Source organism: Salinimicrobium aquimaris (assembly GCF_035607535.1).
Classification (GTDB): Bacteria; Bacteroidota; Bacteroidia; order Flavobacteriales; family Flavobacteriaceae; genus Salinimicrobium.
In genome coordinates this window covers 66,333-83,015 of record NZ_JAYDZX010000012.1, presented here as the reverse complement: position 1 = coordinate 83,015, position 16,683 = coordinate 66,333, and the positions used below count along the sequence as shown (strand labels likewise).

Annotated in this window: 18 protein-coding genes; 10 read left to right on the top strand and 8 right to left on the bottom strand. The window is 41.3% G+C overall.

What is annotated here, in order from left to right:
• Position 1 precedes the first annotated feature (1 nt).
• From VR862_RS11965 to tnpA, 3 genes are all read left to right on the top strand, one after another.
• The gene (locus tag VR862_RS11965; RefSeq protein ID WP_324721211.1) at positions 2-547 is read left to right on the top strand and encodes an acyl-CoA thioesterase; all 546 of its coding nucleotides are present in this window, start codon (positions 2-4) and stop codon (positions 545-547) included.
• Positions 548-1,504, top strand: a complete 957-nt coding sequence (locus VR862_RS11960) for a bile acid:sodium symporter family protein (RefSeq protein ID WP_324721210.1) — start codon at positions 548-550, stop codon at positions 1,502-1,504.
• Positions 1,505-1,790: 286 nt separating this feature from the next.
• A complete protein-coding gene (gene tnpA / locus VR862_RS11955) occupies positions 1,791-2,222 on the top strand; it encodes an IS200/IS605 family transposase (protein ID WP_324721209.1) in 432 nt (143 codons plus the stop codon).
• Between the two features lie 98 nt (positions 2,223-2,320).
• Here tnpA and VR862_RS11950 read toward each other — a convergent pair whose 3' ends face one another.
• From VR862_RS11950 to rpmH, 3 genes are all read right to left on the bottom strand, one after another.
• Positions 2,321-2,713 carry a DUF423 domain-containing protein gene (locus tag VR862_RS11950; protein WP_324721208.1) on the bottom strand — a complete coding sequence of 131 codons (393 nt, stop codon included), beginning with the start codon at positions 2,711-2,713 and terminating at the stop codon, positions 2,321-2,323.
• A gap of 64 nt (positions 2,714-2,777) precedes the next feature.
• A complete protein-coding gene (carB, locus tag VR862_RS11945) occupies positions 2,778-5,630 on the bottom strand; it encodes a carbamoyl-phosphate synthase large subunit (protein ID WP_324721207.1) in 2,853 nt (950 codons plus the stop codon).
• Positions 5,631-5,739: 109 nt separating this feature from the next.
• Entirely contained in the window at positions 5,740-5,898 is a 159-nt protein-coding gene (gene rpmH / locus VR862_RS11940) for a 50S ribosomal protein L34 (RefSeq protein ID WP_083961569.1), read from the bottom strand.
• A 164-nt stretch (positions 5,899-6,062) separates the two neighbouring features.
• Here rpmH and VR862_RS11935 point away from each other — a divergent pair, with 164 nt between their 5' ends.
• The gene (locus VR862_RS11935) at positions 6,063-6,578 is read left to right on the top strand and encodes a tetratricopeptide repeat protein (RefSeq protein ID WP_324721206.1); all 516 of its coding nucleotides are present in this window, start codon (positions 6,063-6,065) and stop codon (positions 6,576-6,578) included.
• A 356-nt stretch (positions 6,579-6,934) separates the two neighbouring features.
• Positions 6,935-7,429, top strand: a complete 495-nt coding sequence (locus tag VR862_RS11930) for a TlpA family protein disulfide reductase (protein WP_324721205.1) — start codon at positions 6,935-6,937, stop codon at positions 7,427-7,429.
• 135 nt (positions 7,430-7,564) lie between these two features.
• On the opposite strand, the gene VR862_RS11925 is transcribed toward VR862_RS11930, so the two are convergent.
• A complete protein-coding gene (locus VR862_RS11925; protein WP_324721204.1) occupies positions 7,565-8,491 on the bottom strand; it encodes a lytic transglycosylase domain-containing protein in 927 nt (308 codons plus the stop codon).
• A 1-nt stretch (position 8,492) separates the two neighbouring features.
• On the bottom strand, positions 8,493-9,197 hold the full coding sequence (locus VR862_RS11920; protein WP_324721203.1) for an alpha/beta fold hydrolase: 705 nt from the start codon (positions 9,195-9,197) through the stop codon (positions 8,493-8,495).
• A gap of 197 nt (positions 9,198-9,394) precedes the next feature.
• On the opposite strand from VR862_RS11920, the gene VR862_RS11915 reads away from it, so the two are divergent.
• Positions 9,395-9,694, top strand: a complete 300-nt coding sequence (locus tag VR862_RS11915) for a GNAT family N-acetyltransferase (RefSeq protein WP_324721202.1) — start codon at positions 9,395-9,397, stop codon at positions 9,692-9,694.
• On the opposite strand, the gene mtaB is transcribed toward VR862_RS11915, so the two are convergent.
• A complete protein-coding gene (gene mtaB, locus VR862_RS11910; RefSeq protein ID WP_324721201.1) occupies positions 9,691-11,025 on the bottom strand; it encodes a tRNA (N(6)-L-threonylcarbamoyladenosine(37)-C(2))-methylthiotransferase MtaB in 1,335 nt (444 codons plus the stop codon). The two genes, VR862_RS11915 and mtaB, sit on opposite strands and share 4 nt — an antisense overlap.
• Before the next feature lie 196 nt (positions 11,026-11,221).
• On the opposite strand from mtaB, the gene VR862_RS11905 reads away from it, so the two are divergent.
• The gene (locus VR862_RS11905) at positions 11,222-11,524 is read left to right on the top strand and encodes a hypothetical protein (RefSeq protein ID WP_324721200.1); all 303 of its coding nucleotides are present in this window, start codon (positions 11,222-11,224) and stop codon (positions 11,522-11,524) included.
• A gap of 147 nt (positions 11,525-11,671) precedes the next feature.
• Here the strand turns inward: VR862_RS11905 and VR862_RS11900 are convergent, their stop codons facing one another.
• Entirely contained in the window at positions 11,672-12,844 is a 1,173-nt protein-coding gene (locus tag VR862_RS11900) for a GlmU family protein (protein ID WP_324721199.1), read from the bottom strand.
• Positions 12,845-12,966: 122 nt separating this feature from the next.
• On the bottom strand, positions 12,967-13,218 hold the full coding sequence (locus VR862_RS11895; RefSeq protein WP_093113969.1) for a type B 50S ribosomal protein L31: 252 nt from the start codon (positions 13,216-13,218) through the stop codon (positions 12,967-12,969).
• Between the two features lie 173 nt (positions 13,219-13,391).
• On the opposite strand from VR862_RS11895, the gene VR862_RS11890 reads away from it, so the two are divergent.
• From VR862_RS11890 to VR862_RS11880, 3 genes are read left to right on the top strand one after another with little or no spacing between them, the layout of a single operon-like run.
• On the top strand, positions 13,392-13,922 hold the full coding sequence (locus VR862_RS11890; protein WP_324721198.1) for a DUF4199 domain-containing protein: 531 nt from the start codon (positions 13,392-13,394) through the stop codon (positions 13,920-13,922).
• A gap of 10 nt (positions 13,923-13,932) precedes the next feature.
• On the top strand, positions 13,933-14,892 hold the full coding sequence (locus VR862_RS11885; protein WP_324721197.1) for a glycosyltransferase family 2 protein: 960 nt from the start codon (positions 13,933-13,935) through the stop codon (positions 14,890-14,892).
• Positions 14,893-14,943: 51 nt separating this feature from the next.
• Positions 14,944-16,674: a phospho-sugar mutase gene (locus VR862_RS11880; RefSeq protein WP_324721196.1), complete on the top strand. Its 1,731-nt coding sequence runs from the start codon at positions 14,944-14,946 to the stop codon at positions 16,672-16,674.
• The last annotated feature ends 9 nt before the right edge of the window (positions 16,675-16,683 follow it).

The following is a 16,683-nucleotide window of genomic DNA, read 5'->3' as shown; positions in this document are numbered from 1 at the left end:
AATGATACCAGAATACAAGACAGTTGCCGAATCTCATGTTACCATTTCGGAACTTATGCTTCCCTCCCATTCCAACTTCAATGGCAAGATCCACGGGGGATATGTGCTTTCCCTGCTTGACCAGATCGCTTTTGCCTGTGCTTCTAAACACTCGGGCGTCTATTGCGTTACGGCAAGTGTTGATACGGTGGATTTTCTAAATCCAATTGAAATCGGGGAATTGGTAACGATGAAAGCCTCTGTAAATTTCGTTGGTAACAGTTCGATGCAAATTGGAATTCGGGTAGAAGCCGAGAATATTCAAACCGGAGAAGTTAAACACTGCAACTCTTCCTATTTTACTATGGTCGCTAAAGACAGCGAAGGGAAATCGGTCAAGGTTCCTGGATTGATTCTAAAGTCCAGAGATGATATTCGAAGGTTTGCCAAAAGTATCAAGCGGTACGATAACAAGAGGGTTCGTCTCAAAGAATTTACAGAAACAGATTTTGTTTCGGAAGAACACCTGCACATAGTAGAGACCTATAATGTAAAGATCGAGCAGTAAGTGAAGTTCAACGGGTTCATAGCTGCACTGCTCTTTGCCATTCTCCTCGCCTGGTTCTTACCAAACGGGCCGGAGGTATTGCCGCTTAAGACCATTACCGATATTGGAATAGGATTTATATTCTTTTTCTATGGGCTAAAGCTATCCCCGACGGAATTTAAAGCAGGTTTTAGTAATTACAAAGTCCATATTATTATCCAGCTTACCACTTTTCTCATTTTCCCCATGCTGGTGCTGGGCTTCACACCTTTCTTTGAAGGAGGCACTTCCTCCCAACTCTGGCTGGCTCTTTTTTTTCTTGGAGCTTTGCCGTCTACCGTGAGTTCTTCCATAGTGATGGTTTCCCTTGCAAAAGGAGACATTCCAACCGCAATATTTAATGCCAGTCTTTCAGGTTTGATAGGAATTATAGCTACCCCTGTCTGGATGAGTCTTTTCATGGCTTCCTCTTCAGACTTTGAGTTTGGCGCTGTAATTCAAAAGCTGTTGATCCAAATCATTTTACCGTTGGCTATTGGGCTATTTCTCCAGAAATACCTGGGGACACTGGCCAGAAAGAATTCGACGAAGATCAGTTTTTTTGACAAGTCGGTTATTGTCCTGATCGTTTACGCCAGTTTTAGCAGCGCCTTTTCCTCGGAATTATTCACTAAAGTTGGGTTGGCAGATCTTCTGAAGCTTTCGGTTTTAGTCACAGTTCTATTCTTTACGATCTATTTTGGCCTCGGGCTCGTCTCAAGATGGATCAATTTTTCTACTGAAGATGAGATCACAGCCAAATTCTGTGGCACGAAAAAATCGTTGGTACATGGATCTGTAATGGTTAAGGTCATCTTTGGGAACAGCGCAGCAAACGCCTTGTACCTTCTACCTATAATGCTTTACCATATCCTGCAGTTGCTGGTGATCGCTATTTTTGCTGAAGGTTACAGGAAAAGGGAAATGGAAAATGGTTAAAACCATTCCTGTTTACCCAGCCTACTGTATATCCCCCCCGGATTAAAATCCGGGGCTATTTTTATATTTCCTCCAAAACCTGGATTATTGCGAGTTAGGCTATGGAAAATCCTTGTTACAGGAATTACATCCGTTGATCCCAATTATCAAGTTCTGAAAAATAAGTTTTAAAACGTTTATTTTCAATTAATTAAAACATAGTTTTATAGCCCCGGGTTTAAACCCGGGGTTTTGAAGAGATCAATAACAACAAAACCGTTTTAACAGTTTTCAACTTTATGATTCTATGCCTCATTCCTATAATAAAATTTGGATCCATGCCATTTGGTCAACTAAAGATCGGCGGCCGTTCATTATAAAACCGATTGAGACCCAGATCTATGACTTTATTAATAAGGAATTTAAAGAGATGGGGTGCCAGGAAAAAATTATTAATGGAATGCCAGATCATATTCATTGCCTATTTCTGTTAAATCCTCAAAAATCCATTGCCGAAGTAATAAAGCAAATTAAAGGCAGTAGTTCCCATTACATTAATAGTAACAACTTAACTTATGAAAAGTTTGCATGGCAAACCGGCTATGGAGCATTCTCTGTGTCAGAATCGGCCGTAGAAAAGGTTTTCCGATATATCCTCAACCAAAAAGAACATCACAGAACAAAGACATTTCAGAAAGAATATGAAGAGTTTTTAAAACTGTATAGGTTTGAAAACTAATGATGTATTATTTTGTTCAAAAAAACTTAGTAGTCTTTTTTGTCTGCAAGAAGTTCCTTCACCTATGGTCAAGTGAAGATTAAAATCTTCTTTCTTCATCAAAAAATTGCAGCAGTTTTTACAACATTTATGATAAAAAGAATCCACCCCATCACGAGCAATAATCCCCCTAATGGGGTAACAGGTCCCAAAAATGACATTTTTCGTCCGTTAGCTCCAGACAGTACCAAGCCATAAATACTAAAGGAGAAAAAGAAAACCCCGAGGATTAAAATCCAGCCCATAAGGTTTTGAGAAAAACCGGTAAAGGGGAAAATGGTTCCGCAGAGAATAAGCAGCAGGGCGTGATACATTTGATATTTCACACCGGTTTCAAAGCTTTTTAATTGTTCCTCATTAAGGTACTTCTTTAACCCGTGCGCTCCAAACGCACCAACTATTACTGCCAGGGCACCATAAAGTCCGCCCATTACAAGAACCAGTTCTTTCATATCCTTTGAATAAAGAAAAATGCCACCTTAAAAAGATGGCATTCAAAAATAGCATTTTCTAATCTTATTTGCTTAAGTACATCTTTCTCCTGGAATACAACTCGTAGAAGGTATCATCTCTTAAACTGTCAATGAACAGGATACTTTCTCCTGTACTCTTCATCTCCGGTCCCAGCTGCTTGTTCACATGCGGGAATTTGTTGAAGGAGAATACAGGTTGCTTGATTGCATATCCATCAAGCTTGGTGCTGTATTCAAAATCGGTCACCTTTTTCTCTCCCAACATTACCTTAGTAGCAAAGTTCACATAAGGCTGCCCGTAAGCTTTAGCAATAAACGGCACTGTTCTGGAAGCTCTTGGATTGGCTTCTATAATGAACACCTTGTCATCTTTAATGGCAAACTGAATATTAATAAGACCAACTGTATTCAATGCCAGCGCGATCTTCTTAGTATGATCTTTTATTTGTTGTAAAACAAGGTCACCCAAATTGAAAGGAGGAAGTAGGGCGTTTGAATCCCCGGAATGTATTCCACAAGGTTCAATGTGCTCCATAATTCCAATGATCTGGACGTTTTCCCCGTCACAAATAGCATCGGCTTCGGCTTCTATGGCTCCGTCCAAATAGTGATCCAACAATAACTTATTATTTGGGATCTTACGAAGAAGATCTACAACATGAGCCTCCAGGTCCTTTTTGTTGATGACGATCTTCATTCCCTGGCCACCAAGTACATAAGAAGGACGCACAAGGATTGGAAAATCAAGTTCATCTGCCAGCTCAAGCGCCTCATCGGCAGTCTCGGCTACTCCAAAATCCGGATAAGGAATATCGTTCTGCTGCAATAGTTTAGAGAACGACCCTCTGTCTTCAGCAAGATCCAGGGATTGGTAGCTGGTTCCTATGATCTTGATTCCGTAGCGATCAAGTTTTTCAGCTAACTTAAGGGCAGTCTGCCCTCCAAGTTGGACAATAACTCCTTCAGGGTTTTCGTGACGAATGATGTCATATATATGTTCCCAGAATACCGGTTCAAAGTAAAGTTTATCTGCAACATCAAAGTCGGTCGAAACTGTTTCAGGATTACAGTTGATCATAATGGTTTCATAGCCACATTCTTTGGCTGCCAAAACCCCGTGAACACAACAATAGTCAAATTCAATTCCCTGACCGATCCTGTTGGGCCCGGAACCAAGAACAACAATTTTGCGTCGGTCTGATACCTTGCTGTCGTTCTCAACATACCTGAAGCCATCCTTTGTTTCGATTTCAGCTTCAAAAGTTGAATAGTAATAAGGCGTTTCAGCTTTAAATTCGGCAGCACAGGTATCTACGAGTTTGTAGACCCTATTAATACCAACCTCTTCACGTTTCTTGTAAACCTGACTTTCGAGGCAGTCCACCATGTAAGCGATCTGCCTGTCGGCAAAACCTTTCTGCTTAGCTTCGAGTAGGAGATCCTTTGGCAGGGAATCTATATTATATTTTGATATTTCTACCTCAAGAGCATGAAGTTCTTCATATTGTTTAAGGAACCACATGTCGATCTTGGTAATCTCGTGTATGCGGGCAAGCGGAATCCCCAGCTGAATCGCGTCATAAATAACGAACACCCTGTCCCAACTCGCATTTTGGAGTTTCTCAAGAATTACATCATAGTTTGTGTATCCTTTTCCATCTGCTCCCAAACCATTTCTCTTGATCTCAAGGGATTGCGTGGCTTTGTGAAGCGCTTCCTGGAAGGAGCGTCCTATTCCCATTACCTCACCAACAGATTTCATTTGCAGACCGAGCGTTCTGTTACTGCCTTCAAATTTATCGAAGTTCCAACGCGGGATCTTCACGATCACGTAATCCAGAGTGGGTTCGAATAATGCGGAAGTTGATTTGGTGATCTGGTTATCCAGCTCATCGAGCGTATAGCCTATGGCCAGTTTTGCAGCGATCTTCGCAATTGGATATCCTGTAGCTTTGGAGGCCAAAGCGGAAGAGCGGGAAACCCGTGGGTTGATCTCTACTGCAATAATATCTTCATTTTCATCGGGACTCACTGCAAATTGAACATTACATCCCCCGGCAAAGTCTCCAATACTCCTCATCATTTTTATAGCCATGTCCCTCATCCTTTGATAGGTGACATCACTAAGCGTCATGGCCGGTGCAACAGTAATTGAATCCCCGGTATGGATTCCCATTGGATCCATATTCTCAATAGAACAAATGATCACGACGTTGTCGTTCTTGTCCCGAAGTAATTCCAGTTCATATTCTTTCCAGCCTAGAAGGGCTTTATCGATCAATACCTCGTGAATTGGAGATGCTTCAAGACCGGCCTCCAGCAATTCGTCAAATTGATCCTCGGTATGTACAAAAGAAGCTCCGGTTCCACCAAGAGTGAAGGAGGCTCTAATTACCAGCGGAAAACCGAATTCCTGCGCTATCTCTTTACCTTCAAGGTATGAAGTGGCAATTTGTGCCGGGGCAACCGGGACCCCGATGCGTCCCATAAGCTGTTTGAATTTTTCCCTGTCTTCAGTAATATTGATCGCATCGATATCTACCCCGATCAATTTAACATCAAAATCTTTCCAGATGCCCTTTTCATCTGCTTCTATACAAAGGTTGAGTGCAGTTTGCCCTCCCATGGTTGGAAGAACCGCATCGATCTGCGGGTGTTCCTTAAGAACTTCAATTATAGATTTTGTGGTGAGAGGCTTTAAATAAACATGATCGGCCATCGAAGGATCGGTCATGATAGTTGCAGGATTGGAATTTATGAGGATAGTTTCTATCCCGTCCTCTCTTAAGGATCGCAAAGCTTGTGTACCGGAATAATCAAACTCACAAGCCTGCCCTATAATAATAGGACCGGAACCAATTATTAAAATACTTTTAAGGTCTTTATTCTTGGGCATTAGGAAATATTTTGAGTGGGTGTGTTTTGTAAAAATAGGAACCTAAAGGGTATAAAAAAAGGCGTTACTTAAAAAAGTAACACCTTTAATATTTCGGGTCGATAATCATCTAGTGTTTATGCCTTTGCTCAGAGGAAACAGATAATTTCTTTCTTCCTTTTGCTCTTCTGCGAGCAAGCACTTTTCTTCCGTTAACACTTGCCATACGCTCTCTAAAACCGTGCTTGTTTTTTCTTTTCCTCTTTGATGGTTGAAACGTTCTTTTCATGATAATTATCTTTAATCTTCTTTGAAATCGCTTTGAAAAAAGCTTTAAGACCTCCTCTTAAAACTGCGGGCAAATATACAAAGAGTTTTTACTTGCACAAACCCTAATTTGAAATAATTTCCAATTGTTTTTCTTACCTTTGCAGCCTTTAAATTTTACTGCAAATGTTCAATAAAGTCTACAAATTGATCATCACCGGAATCCTGGTGATCCTCGCCATCTGGCAATTTTTCGAAGGTAATATAGGTAACGGAATATTCCTTTTACTTCTTTCGGGGATTTTTGTCTTCCTCTATTATAAGAATGAGATGATCTTAATGGCCTTTTTGAGACTTAGGAAACAAGATTTTGCAAGAGCCAAGAAATGGCTTGACAAGATCAAGGATCCCGAAAAAGCTCTTACCCAAAAACAACAGGGCTACTATTGGTACCTACACGGATTGATGGTTTCCCAAACCAATATAACTCAGGCTGAAAAATTCTTCAAGAGAGCGATCAAACTCGGTCTTTCCATGAAACAGGACCTGGCTATGGCAAAACTTAATCTTGCGGGAATAGCCATGACCAAACGCCGAAAAAGAGAAGCCCAAATGCTGCTGCAGGAAGCAAAGAAACTTGATAAGCACAACATGCTTGATGAACAGATCAAGATGATGAAGCAGCAAATGAAAAAGATCTAGAAATTGACCCTTCCGGAATTTTTCTTTAAGATTTCTTTTGTAGGATTTTCAGGGCTGTATTTCAACAAATATTTAGGTATTTAATCGAGTAATTTCCCCGCTAAGGTTCTTATAGCGTACTTTTGTACAAAATTTGGACCCCTAGCTAAATGCGCAAATTTTTTCTTTTGATTCTTACATGCTCCTGTCTTTTGACAAGCTACGGTCAGCAGGAACAAATAAGTTTTTCTCAAGCACTTAGCCTCCACCTTCCCAAGTATAAAAAACACGCAGATAAAGCTTATCGCACTCAAAATGTGGAAAGAGCTACTTTTCTGTTCGACTCACTCGTGAATCATTGTTTAAAGGGAAGTCGAATGGATAACTTTAAGGTAAAAGACCTCAGAAAGAAATCCGTTCTTCTGGATGAATTCCACAAGCCGGTATATCTTACTACTTATGCTTCCTGGATAGCTCCTACCGCCGGAGAAATCCCTGCACTAAACAAGCTAGCCGATAAATACCATGAACAGGTAGACTTCGTGATGTTGTTTTGGGATGATCGTGAAACTGCGAAGCAACTTGCTCAAAAATACAGCGATAACATCTCCATTCTTTATGTTGATGAGATGCAGAATACCAGTCCGCACGTAATTAAAATGATGAAGCACTCCCTTGGCTTCCCAACTTCCTTTTTAATGGATAAGGATAAAAAGATACTGGATATAAGGAGAAAGATCTCCCATCCATTTGGGATTGAGTTTGAGAAATCCTTCAACCTCAACTATGATGCGTTCTCTAATGCGCTTTCCCTACTCCTTATAAAAGACAGCAGCCAGTACTCTACAGCTGAAGAAACTTTTACCCCGTAAGAGGGTACAAAAAAGCAACCTGAACTTTACAGGAACCTAACTAATTACCATTACGAGCACGTCAAAAACTGAAGCTATTTCAGCTAATGAAGGCCTATTTCTCAAGAGCCTTCTCTTTTTTCAGGATTTCCATTATCAGGGAGCCGGAGAATAATAACCTTCTTCAGGGAGTTCTATAAGATATTCCTTTCGGGACCTGTTGTTAAGATGGGCCTCGCGCAGCCATGGATTGTGGATCTTAAGGATTTTATAGTTGATCCCGAAGTCCTGAGCGAACTTCGCAAAATCGGTCACTGCGGTGTCCACTTTAACTTTATAGGAAGGAATAGGTTGGTAAAGGTCCTTTTGCCTGAAGTTAAACCCATAGCTCTTGGCGTTTTCCATGATCTCCTTTAATGCCAGGATCCTGAAGACGTAGCGACCGGTTTCTTCCCCCAGAAGCAAGTCGTAATAATCTACTACGTCCTGCCTCTCTCTCTGTCTGTCCACTCCATAATTCCCGGCGTTGTATGCAGCAGCAGCGAGGGTCCAGGTTCCAAACCGCTCTTTTGACTTCTTCAGATATTCAGCAGCTACGCGGGTCGATTTTTCAAGATTATAACGCTCATCCACATTATCATTTATTTCCAGCCCGTATTCCTTTCCGGTACTTTCCATGATCTGCCAGAAGCCCCTTGCTCCCGCAGGAGAAACTGCATTGGTGAGTCCGCTTTCGATCACAGCTATATATTTGAGATCATCGGGAACCCCGTACTCCTCTAAAATGGGTTCTATGACAGGAAAATACTTATTTGCCCGCTTCAGCAGCAATAGCGTATTTGATTGCCAATAGGTATTCACTAACAGCTCTCTATCCATCCTTTCAAAAACATCGGGGTCTTCTAAAGGTACAGTTTCGCCCGCAAACTCGAGATCATCTGGCATAGGAAGTGCATAGACGTTATAGCCATTTGAAATTTGCTTTTCCTGATTTTCATCTGTAGGGGCATCCTGGACCGCATTTATACCCAGTCCACAAACCACCAGCAAACTCCCTCCAATAAGTATGTTCTTCAGTTTCATATTAATTGATTATTTCTTTTTCTTTCTTTTTTTTAAGTTTTCCGGTAAGGATAATTTCTTCCAAATGATCATTGAACCATCTAAATCTATTGATGATCATCACGTGAGTTCCTCCTTTCACAGTTATACATCCGTCAATATATTTGTAAGGAAAGATCTCGTCCTTATCACCATGTATATGCACTACGCCCTTATAAGGTTCGGGTCTCTCCCAGCACACCATCTTTTCTATCGCCCAGTCCAGATAGCGCGTATCGGTAATTGACAGGTATTTCTTGTAGAGTTTTGCTCTCTTTGTAGCAAAATCTCCTACTGCAATCTTTTCCAGAGCATCTACATGCCGGGCCAAAGAAGTGGGCAGGATCTTAAATGCTTTAGTACAACGGGCGAAGCGCATTCTTCGGGGCAACTCCTTTTCACTCTTTACACTGGAGATGATAATCACCCTTTGCACCTCAATGATCTGGGCCATTTCCTGAACAATAACCCCGCCAAAGGAGACTCCAATTAGAACAGGATCCTCATGTTCAATCTTTTTACACAATCTTGCAGAATAATCGATAAGTTTTTCCCCAGGTTTTGGCAATAACCAATCCAGCCAGTGGATCTTAAACTTATCTTCCGGCAAACTTATCATTTCAAAAATGCTTGGATTTGCAGCCAAACCCGGCATACAGTATACGTGAATTAGAGAGTCTTTCGCCATATTTCAAGAGCTTCTACAGCCCAGATGTGCCCAAAAATCATTAACTTTACTTCCAAATTTAAGGGAAATTGACTGCCTCAAATAATTTTTAATATAAAATTTCCTGCCGGTTATTCCGGAACAGCCAATTTTCATCTATTATACAATACTTCTAAAAGTGGCTGATTTTTTGATACTTAGTTAGAAAAACAAAAACTATGGACCCTCAACTAACTGTTAATGACAATGAATTCCTGCGTCAATTTGAGCTTCAGGTTGATGGAGATTTAGCCAAGATCGAATATGCGAGTCAGGACCGTAAGATCTTCCTTACCAAACTGGAAATGAGCGAAGACCTCAAGGAAAAAGGCTATCTTGAACCATTTATTGAAAAGGTGCTGGATATTATCAAAGAGCGTGAGATTCGGGTGATGCCTACCAGTCCTACCATTGCAAAGTTCATGCGAAAGAATCGACGCAGATACAAAGATATGCTCCCGGTTGGCATAAATATCTAAAGCAAGATTTTATCCTCTACATAGGAGAAACGGACCAACCCGTCTTCTCCTATTTCTTTTAATTCTACCTGATGTAGTGTATTTACCAGTGCCGGGTCCCAGGGAGTTTTCACTTTGACATAGTTCTCAGTAAAGCCGTGGATGTATCCTTCTTTATTCTCCCCTTCAAAAAGAACAGTTTTAGTCTTGCCTAACTGAGACTCATAAAATGCCCTGCGCTTTTTTGCTGAAAGGCCACGTAGCATCTTACTCCTTTTCTTTCTCACCTTAAGTGGCACTACCTCATCCATTTCAGCAGCCAGAGTATTATCTCTTTCTGAATAAGTAAAAACATGCAGATAAGAAATGTCGAGCTCGTTTAGGAAATTATAGGTTTCCAGGAAATGCTCATCTGTCTCTCCCGGAAATCCAACGATCACATCCACACCAATGCACGCATCGGGCATTACCTCCTTGATCTTTTGTACCCTATCAACATAAAGTTCCTTTAGATAACGACGGCGCATTGCTTTGAGCACATCGTTGCTTCCACTTTGCAGGGGAATATGAAAGTGAGGAACAAATGAGTTACTCCCGGAAACAAAATCTATGGTTTCGTTCTTTAACAGATTGGGTTCTATAGAGGAAATTCGCAGCCTTTCAATTCCTTCTACTTGATCCAAAGCCTTTACAAGATCAAGAAAAGTGTGCTCGTGCTTCTTATTGCCGAATTCACCTTTCCCGTAATCTCCAATATTTACACCTGTCAGAACGATTTCCTTGATCCCCTTATCACTGATCTTCTTTGCATTTTCAAGGACATTCTCCAAAGTATCGCTTCTGGAAATCCCGCGCGCCAGCGGAATGGTACAATAGGTACATTTATAATCACAACCATCCTGCACCTTCAAAAAAGCTCGCGTGCGATCCCCAAAGGAATAAGATCCAACATAGAAATCTGCCTCCCCTATTTCACAGGAATGCACCTCTCCCATGTCATTTTTGGTGAGATCATTAAGGTAGTTTGTTATCTTGAATTTTTCAGTAGCTCCTAAGACCAGATCCACTCCGTCTACTGCGGCGAGTTCTTCAGGTTTTAGCTGAGCGTAACAACCAACTGCAATCACAAAAGCATTCTCATTGACCTTTTGGGCCTGTTTTACAATGGTTTTGAAGCGTTTATCAGCATTATCGGTCACCGAGCAGGTATTGATCACGTAAATATCGGCTGCTTCGCTAAAATCAACCCTCTGAAAACCCTCATCTTTAAAAGAACGGGCAATAGTAGAGGTCTCAGAAAAATTAAGCTTACAACCCAGGGTATAAAAGGCTACTTTTTTTGTGTCTTGCATTTCTTCTCAATCACGATCCCGACGGATAACCTTCAGGAATTCAGTTAAATAAAACAGCCTCTAAAAAAGTCATTTTAGAGGCTGCAAAGATACCAACTTTAAATCAATGAACAATTATCAGGGACCAATGATCATAGATCAATAATTCATACCCTCTAATAATATTATTCACTGCAACTTACCACTTCTTCAAAAAATGTTCATATTTCCCTATCTTGTCGAAAAATCTGAAGAACCCATGAGTTTTGGAAGCGCTTTCGGAGCCATTGTTAGCCTTAAGAACAACAGGAGATTAAAATCCGGGCGAGCAGAAAAACACTTTGCTGGAAAAGAACAGATAAGCGGCATACAAAGCCACCGCACACCCACAAAAAAGGAGCTTCAGGAGACAAGAAAACGTTTAAAGGCGGAATACAAGGCAAGGCAACTGAAAATCTATGGAATATCGGCGATTGTCCTTGTGCTGCTCCTCAGCGTATTTCTTTATTTCATGTTTTAAAAATAATACCTCTCTAAAAGTGCCAAATTAGAGATCAATTAGCACTAACCAGTAGACTATTAGCAATAATTAACCAGAGGCAAATTTTAAGCACCAATTTTTAAACTTCATTTGAGAACTGCAAACTGATCACTGATCACTGGATCACTAATCCCTCCTGTACTTCCTAGTATCTTCAAAGACCTGGTCAAGAATAGCCTTATCTTCTTCTGAAAACTCAATACCCCGGCGCTCCATAACTTTTTCAGCAACCTCATAAGCTTTTTCAGTCTTAAAAGTAGTGGTTCCGCCGCTGCCGCCCCAGCTGAAGCTCGGTATAAAGTTCCGCGGAAAACCGGCTCCGAAGATATTGGCGCTTACTCCTACCACAGTTCCGGTATTGAACATGGTATTGATTCCGCATTTGCTGTGATCTCCCATCATGAGTCCGCAGAATTGTAGTCCGGTGGGGGCAAACCTTTCTGAAGCATAATCCCAGAGGCGCACTTCGGCATAATTGTTTTTTAGGTTGGAGGTATTTGTGTCGGCTCCCAGGTTGCACCATTCCCCGAGCACAGAATTTCCGAGAAAGCCATCATGGCCTTTATTAGAGTATCCAAAAATGACAGAATTATTGACCTCTCCTCCAACCTTAGAATGAGGCCCCACCGTAGTTGAACCATAGATCTTTGCTCCCATTTTAAGGGTAGCGTGATCACAAAGAGCAAACGGTCCTCTTACGATACTACCTTCCATGACTTCGGCGTCGGCTCCAATATAAATAGGTCCTTCAGAAGCATTAAGGATAGCACATTCCACTTTTGCTCCCTCCTCTAAAAAGACATTTTCGGGGCCTATTACCTGGTTGGTTGAAGATATTTTCTGGCTCTTCCTGTCCTGAGTGAGTAATTCAAAATCGGCAGCAATTGCTTCTCCATTGAGCCTAAAGATATCCCAGGTATGCTCTACCAGCAATGCTTTTCCTTCCAATTCTATATTCACACAGTCTGCAAAATCCACTTCCTGCTCTTCAAATGCATGAAATGCAACAACATCTTCTTCGTGAAAAATACCTTCCCCGGGCTGCAGGTTCTTTATCTGCTCCACAAGCTCAGCAGTAGGTAAAAAAGCCGCATTGATCATTACATTTTCCTCCATCTCCACCATAGGCCATTTTTCGGAAAGATAATCCTCGGTGATCGTAGAGGTAGTGGTATTGAGAAATTTTTCCCATTTCTCACGAATAGTGAGAATCCCCACCCGAATGTCGGCTACAGGCCTGGTAAAGGTAAATGGCAAAAGCTGTGTTCGAACAGCCCCGTCAAATAATATATAGTTCATTTGAAAATTCTTTTAGGTAAAGGTACAAGAAATTTGATCTGAAAGAAGTAAACCGGCGTTAACCCCTTTAAAACAAAAAAGCCTCCTTAACAGGAGGCTGGTATTATATCGTGACGCAGAAATTACTTCTTGAACTTCGCGTATTTGTTCTTGAACTTGTCAATACGACCGGCAGTATCCAACAACTTGGCTTTCCCGGTGTAGAAAGGGTGAGAAGTTCTGGAGATCTCCAACTTCACTAAAGGATATTCCTCACCATCAACTTCAATAGTTTCTTTTGTGTTTGCGGTAGATTTGGTGATAAAAACTTCGTCATTAGACATGTCTTTAAAAGCTACCAATCTATAATTTTCCGGATGGATTCCCTGCTTCATCTCTTTATTCTTTAAAATCTTGTAATTTTTTCGAGGTGCAAATTTAATTAATTTTTCTAAATCAACAACTATTCTTCCCTAATTTTTAAGTAGCAAATAAAGCAACTCCACCTGTGTAACGTTTTGTTATATTTGCTTACTAACCTGTAATTAAACTAACAAACCTAACCAAAATGGAATTACAAAAAGCTAAAACAGGTAAATTTGTTCTTAATTATGGTCTTTTACTTGGGATCATACTTGTAGTTGTTGGGGTGATCATGTACGTCACCAATAACCATTTGGAGCCTCACTGGTCTTTCATGCTCCTTACTTTTGCTATTTTTGTCGCGGTGGTCATCTATGGCATTAAAGCTTTTAAAACAGAGAACGGTGGCTTCCTCAGTCTTGGCGAAGCTATTAAGGTCGCAGTGGGAATAGGGCTTATTGCCGCTATAATTGGTGGCTTATGGACAATCTTACTTTCCACTGTCATTGAACCCGATTATATGGTGCAAGTGGAAGACATTCAAAGAGAGCAAATGATCGAACGCTTTCCCGAAATGACAGATGCCCAAATTGACGACGCCCTGGGAATGAGTGCTGCTTTTAGGTCTCCCTGGGTTAACTTTGCACTTGGATTGGTCATGTACATGTTCTTTGGACTTATTATTGGTCTCATTGGCGGACTCATAATGAGGGAAAAGAGACCTTATGATGTATAAAAAAAATTAAATGCAGCTATCTATTGTCATCCCTCTTCTTAATGAAGAAGAATCATTGAATGAATTATATAATTCGATCGTATCGGTGATGCGGTCCAATTCTTTTTCCTATGAAATAATCTTTATAGATGACGGTAGTACCGATGGTTCCTGGAAAACGATTAAGAAGATCTCTGCGGAAGATCCTTCGGTCAAAGGAATTAAATTCAACCGCAACTACGGAAAATCCCAGGCGTTGCACGTAGGTTTTGAAAAAGCTGAAGGTGATGTTGTCATCACCATGGATGCCGATCTACAGGACAATCCGGAAGAAATTCCCGGATTATATAGGCTTGTAACCGAAGAAGGTTTCGATCTTATTTCGGGCTGGAAGAAGAAGCGCTACGATTCTGTTCTTTCCAAAAATCTTCCTTCAAAGCTCTTTAATGCAGCTGCCCGCAAGACTTCAGGTTTAAAACTGCACGACTTCAACTGCGGACTTAAAGCATACCGTAAGGCTGTGATCAAAAATATCGACGTTTACGGGGAAATGCACCGTTACATTCCGGTTTTGGCAAAGAATGCCGGCTACTCCCGTATTGATGAAAAGGTCGTTCAACACCAGGCAAGAAAATACGGAAAGACAAAATTTGGAGCAGAGCGGTTTATAAATGGCTTTCTGGACCTAATTACCATCTGGTTCCTTTCCACCTTTGCCCGCAGGCCAATGCATCTTTTTGGGGCACTGGGAGTGCTCATGTTCTTCTTCGGTTTTCTATTTGCAGTCTGGATAGGTGCTTCAAAACTCTATAAGCTGTATCACGGTCTTCCTAATATTCTTGTGACCGATAATCCATGGTTCTATATCTCACTCACCACCATGGTCCTTGGGACACTGCTCTTTATTGCAGGTTTCTTAGGAGAGCTTATTCTGCGCAGCAGCAGGGACAAAGAACGCTACCGCATTAGCGAAACTACAGGAGAGTTTTAACAGCTTTACCACATAAATCCTTATTTTTGTTGCTGAATAAAAATTTCGGAAATGAGCTACTACGATATAAAATCCAGGGCAGAATCCTGGTTAAATGCTCCTTTTGACAAAGAAACTCAGAAGGAAGTACAGGATTTGTTGCAGAATGACTCACAAGAACTTAAGGAAAGTTTTTACACAGATCTCGAGTTTGGAACCGGTGGAATGCGTGGTATTATGGGCGTGGGAACCAACAAGATCAACAAATATACCCTTGGAAAAAACACTCAGGGACTTTCGAACTACCTGAAAAGACAATTCCCGGGGGAGGAATTAAAAGTGGCGATCGCTTATGATTGCCGGAACAACAGTAAAGAACTGGCCCGCGTAGTGGCCAATGTGTTTTCGGCAAACGGAATTAAGGTTTTCCTTTTTTCTAAATTAAGACCAACACCCGAACTGTCCTTCTCCGTAAAATATCTTGACTGCCACTGCGGAATTGTCCTTACCGCCAGCCACAATCCGCCGGAATATAACGGATATAAGGTGTACTGGCAGGACGGCGGCCAGTTAGTACCGCCTCAGGACAAGGAGATCGTGGATGAGATCAACGGATTAGAATACAGCGAGATCAAATTTGAGGCTAACGACAACTTGATCGAGTTGATCGATAAAAAAGTGGATGCAGCCTTTGCAGAAGCATCTGTCAAAAATGGAACTTTTGAGACCTCTCCTGAAGCGCGAAAGGATCTTAAAGTGGTTTTTACTCCCCTTCACGGAACGTCGATTACCATGGTTCCCGATGTTTTGGAAAGAGCCGGATTTTCCCAGGTAAGTATCGTTGAAGAACAACGTGAACCCAACGGAAACTTTCCCACTGTCAAATCTCCAAACCCCGAAGAACCTGCAGCCCTAAAAATGGCTTTGGAAAAAGCTGAAAAAGAAAATGCCGACATAGTGATCGGAACCGATCCCGATTGTGACCGGCTTGGTGTAGCTGTAAGAGATTCAGAAGGAAAAATGGTCCTTTTGAACGGTAACCAAACCATGTTGATCATGACCTGGTTCCTGCTGGAGCAATGGAAGAAAGAAGGCAGATTGAAAGGAAAAGAGTTTGTTGGATCCACAATCGTGTCCACACCTATGCTACGCATCATGGTTGAGGATTATGGCGTGGAATATAAGGAAGGTCTTACCGGCTTCAAATGGATAGCAAAAATGATCAAAGATTTTCCAAACCTTGATTTTATAGGCGGCGGGGAAGAAAGCTTTGGGTTTATGGTAGGTGATTTCGTTAGAGATAAGGATGCAGTGACCTCTACCCTCCTGGCATGCGAGATCGCTGCACAAATGAAGGCTGAAGGAAAGACTCTGTACACCAGGATCGTTGAGCTATATGTCAAATATGGTTTTTATAAGGAAGATCTGGTTTCTCTTGTCAAAAAAGGAATTGACGGGGCAGAGCAGATCAAGAAAATGATGATCGATCTAAGAGAGCATCCCCTTTCTGAAATTGCCGGCGAAAAAGTAGTATTGGTGGAAGACTACCAAAGCTCCCAATCCTTTAATTACAGCTCAATGGAAACTGAGATCAACACGCTACAGGTTCCAAAGTCAAACGTATTGATCTATTATACCGAAGACGGAACAAAGGTAGCTGCAAGACCCAGTGGAACTGAACCCAAAATAAAATTTTATATCAGTGTAAATGCTCCACTTGATGCAGTTGAAAATTTCGGAAAGGTCGAAGATGAACTTTCAGAAAAGATTGCCTCAATAAAATCTGAGCTAAAACTGGCCTAGGCCAACCCT